Annotated in this window: 4 protein-coding genes; all 4 read left to right on the top strand. The window is 43.9% G+C overall.

Annotated features, from left to right (window positions below; all coding sequences use genetic code 11):
• Positions 1-287: 287 nt before the first annotated feature.
• The 4 genes from AC5V8P_RS24020 (at position 288) to AC5V8P_RS24035 (ending at position 3,926) form a co-directional block, all read left to right on the top strand.
• Positions 288-365, top strand: a complete 78-nt coding sequence (locus AC5V8P_RS24020) for a putative holin-like toxin (protein ID WP_416383389.1) — start codon at positions 288-290, stop codon at positions 363-365.
• A 247-nt stretch (positions 366-612) separates the two neighbouring features.
• Positions 613-1,521, top strand: a complete 909-nt coding sequence (locus tag AC5V8P_RS24025; RefSeq protein WP_064795789.1) for a glycosyltransferase family 2 protein — start codon at positions 613-615, stop codon at positions 1,519-1,521.
• A complete protein-coding gene (locus AC5V8P_RS24030; protein ID WP_064795788.1) occupies positions 1,518-2,918 on the top strand; it encodes an undecaprenyl-phosphate glucose phosphotransferase in 1,401 nt (466 codons plus the stop codon). Before AC5V8P_RS24025 ends, AC5V8P_RS24030 begins: the two co-directional genes overlap by 4 nt.
• Positions 2,919-3,053: 135 nt before the next feature.
• Positions 3,054-3,926, top strand: coding sequence for a phosphatidylinositol-specific phospholipase C/glycerophosphodiester phosphodiesterase family protein (locus tag AC5V8P_RS24035; protein WP_064795787.1), 873 nt, complete (start codon positions 3,054-3,056; stop codon positions 3,924-3,926).
• Positions 3,927-4,093: the final 167 nt, after the last annotated feature.

Raw genomic sequence — 4,093 nt, forward strand, 5'->3', positions numbered from 1 at the left:
AGATATATTGGGCAGTCTCCATTCTATAGGCAGTCACGGTTGGACAACTGGATTTATAAATTTGTTTTTATAATGGGGAAATTATAGAAGACGGAAGGGAAAAATATTGAAACTTTTTTCCATATAGAAGCGTCAAATAAATCAAAGGTACAACGGAATGCTAGATAAAAACCCATCGAATGCATGTTCCTTTTTGGAAATATATAGTATAATTGAAACGTGCAACCGATAGAGCTGGCAAGGGCGGTCGGCTAACTCTCCCGAGGAGGGGGGTGAAGCCTGTGACAGTGTTTGAGGCGCTCAGTTTAATGCTGACGTTCGGGGCGTTAATCGTCACACTGTTAGAGTCTAACAAACGAAAATAGACCGCCCCCGCAAGGAAGGGTCTATTTTCGGCCTGATTGTTCCAAAACCGTCCGCTCTTGGAGCGTTGGTTGCGCGGGGCTGGCTGGCACCAGCCCTTTTTCCATGTATATCTTACCACGATGATTTTTAGACCTCAACTATGTAAGGTTACAAGTTGTGTGCTTTTTTGCGCCCCGTGATCGACGGGGTATGCTATAATAGGCGATAGTAGAATAGATTACTGAATTTGTCAGGAGCGTTTTAAATATGGATGTAAGCATACTGGTCGTCAACTATAATACGTGTCGATTGACGCTGGATTGTTTGCAGTCAGTGTATGCGTCAAAGACGCAGTATCGATATGAAGTGATTGTTATTGATAATCACTCCAGTGACGGGTCTGTTGAGGCTATTCGTGCTGCATACCCGGAGATTACATTGATAGCCAATAAAGATAATACAGGTTTCGCCAAGGCGAACAACCAGGGCATGGAAGTAGCTAACGGGCGTTATGTGTTGCTGCTGAACTCCGATACGTTGGTGCAGCCGGATACGCTGGATACAATGATTCAGTTTATGGATACGCACCCGAAGATAGGGGCATCGGGCTGTAAGGTCATCCTGCCGGATGGCTCGCTAGACAAAGCTTGTAAGCGAGGGTTTCCAACGCCGTCGGCGTCTTTTTACTATGCTTTCGGCTGGTCGAAACGTTACCCGGATAACCCGAAGTACAACCAATATCAGCTTGGGCATCTAAGCCCTGATGATGAGTATCCTGTAGATGTACTGGTTGGTGCTTTTATGCTGGTGCGTAAGGAGACGATTGACCAGGTCGGCGGATTGGACGAAACTTTTTTTATGTATGGTGAGGATATTGACTGGTGTTACCGGATTAAACAAGCCGGTTGGGGCATTTACTACTACCCGCGCACATATATTATTCATATCAAAGGGGGCAGTGCTCGCCGTCGTCCTTTGAAAATTATTTATGAGTTTCATAGAGCGATGTGGGTATTCCATCGTAAGCATTATAAACAGCAATACAGCTGGATCACCAATATGGCCGTATATGCGGGAATTACGGTGAAGTTTGGAATGGCTTTTCTGAAAAATAAGTTGTCTGCACCGGTTAAGCCGGACAGCGGGGAACAATCTCGTACTGAGGTGAAAGCATGATACGCAGAAATCAGCGTTTTTTAACCCAATTATATATTGTGGCGGATTTCGCTGTCATTCAGTTATCCTTTCTGATCGCTTGGTTTTTTAAATTTGAGAGTGAATGGATTACTTATAAAGAGCCGCTTCCTATTCAAGTATATGGTGGCTGGAGTTTAATATACGGTCTGATTGCCGTAGTGCTGGGGATGTTGTTCTCACTCTATTCGCCAAAGCGCAAAAAGAGGTTTGCAGACGATGTGTTTCGCGTTACCCAGATTCACATTGTCGGTCTGTTTGTACTGTTGAGTGTGATGTTCTTCGTAAAACAGATCGACATCTCGCGTTCCTACCTAGCGATCTATATGGCTGGTAATGTGCTGATTATTTTGTTTTATCGATATTTTTTGAAGCAAATTCTTAAACTCCTCCGTCAAAAAGGATACAATAAGCAATTCATGCTCATTCTTGGAGCAGGTTCTTTGGGGCAACGATTTTATCATAATCTAAGACAGTATCCTGATTTAGGCTATGAAGTAGTGGGATTTCTGGATGATAAACGGCATTGGAACAAAGAGGAAGAAGCTCATTATTGCCCGATTCTTGGCGGATTAGATCAATTGGAGCCAACGCTGTCACGCCTGATGATTGATGAAGTCATTCTGGCGTTGCCGCTGGATGCGCATGATAAATACCCCAAGATTATCAACATGTGTGAAAAGGCTGGGGTGCGCACGCTTATTATTCCCGATTTCTTTGATTATTTGCCGGCACGACCTTACTTTGACAACTTTGCAGGTATGCCGATGATCAATGTACGGGATATTCCACTAGATGTAGCAGGGAATCGATTGTTTAAGCGTCTATTCGATATTTTATTTTCTTTATTCGCCATTATTCTGACCTCTCCGATTATGCTGGCTGTGGCGATTGGTGTAAAGGTTACGTCGAAAGGACCTATTATTTTCAAGCAAGAGCGGGTAGGCTTGAACCGTCGCACCTTCCGGATGTATAAATTTCGTTCGATGAAGGTGCTGCCTCCTGGAACAGAAGATACGGGATGGACGACTGCTAATGACCCAAGACGCACACGTTTTGGCACTTTTATCCGTAAAACGAGTCTCGATGAGCTGCCACAGTTTTTCAACGTACTGCTGGGTGATATGAGTGTCGTTGGCCCACGTCCGGAACGACCCTATTATGTAGAGCAATTCCGCGAGGAAATTCCAAAATATATGGTGAAGCATCATGTTCGTCCCGGAATTACAGGCTGGGCACAGAGCAATGGTTTGCGCGGAGATACATCGATTGAGGAACGGATTAAGCATGACATCTTCTATATTGAGAACTGGTCGCTCTTATTCGATATCAAAATTATTTTTCGTACGATTCGCAATGGTTTCAAAAATGCATATTAATCCAGAGTCACCCTTCGGTTTAGCCGGAGGGTGTTTTTGTGTCTATATAGCTGATTTTTTAGTTCAGCTGATATAGAAGTGTTTTGAGTAGATGTATGTAGGGTATTGACCTGTACGAAAAGGATGTGACACCCTATGAAACGATGGATTGCTGCGGTCATTCTTTTAATGTTAATCGGCACTTTTTTACTGGCTTACAAAGTACAATCTACGGAAGAACATATTGGCTTTACCACACACCGCGTGATTTCGCATGCCATGGGAGCCGTTGACGGTTTGGTCTATACCAATGCGCGTGAAGCGTTTGTGGAAAATTATAAAAAAGGCAGCCGCATATTCGAGGTCGACCTGATGTTTACGTCGGATGGACATTTGGTGGCACGCCATGAATGGACGAAATCCTTTACAAAACAAATGCAACAGGAATACGCCGTTGGTACAAAGCAGAGCGGAAAACCTTGGAGCTACCATCAATTTAAAAACACCCTCATACACGGTTCCTATACTCCATTAGATTGGAAGGATGTATTGGATTTATTGGAAAATTACCCGGATGCCTATATTGTGACTGATACAAAAGAGCAGGACCCTGCCCAAATCAAGCAGTTGTTTGCACAACTGACCCGTCAGGCCCAAGAGAAAAATCCCGAGCTTTTGTCTCGTATTGTCCCTCAAATTTATAATGAAGAAATGCTGCAAACGCTGCGAAATATCTATCCTTATACATCCATTATTTATACACTCTATGCTACAGAAGATCCGGATGATGAGATTATTCGATTTGTCCAACACAATGATATCACGGCAGTGACTTTACCGGAAAATCGGGTGCGTGGTGACTTGGTAGAACGTTTGCGTCAGGCAGGAGCAGTGTGCTACGTAAATACGATTAATGAGTTGAAGGATGCTACTGAGTACGAGCAGATGGGTGTGCAAGGCTTTTATACGGACGTTTTAACGGAAAAGGAGCTTCGTAAACGCAGTTGGGTGTATGCGCTGAGACCATGAGCTGTCTGAACGCGGTGTTCCCATCAAATACGAACATTGACACCTTTTAGCCACTGTCATAGACTTAGCATAGAACGCTTTTGGATATTGGAATTCGGCTCGTCTGGATGATGACAAAAGCAATGGATGCTGGAGGAATGTGTGTTGGCAGATTCAATTCAATCTTG

The sequence above is a fragment of the Paenibacillus sp. N119s genome, assembly GCF_059447605.1.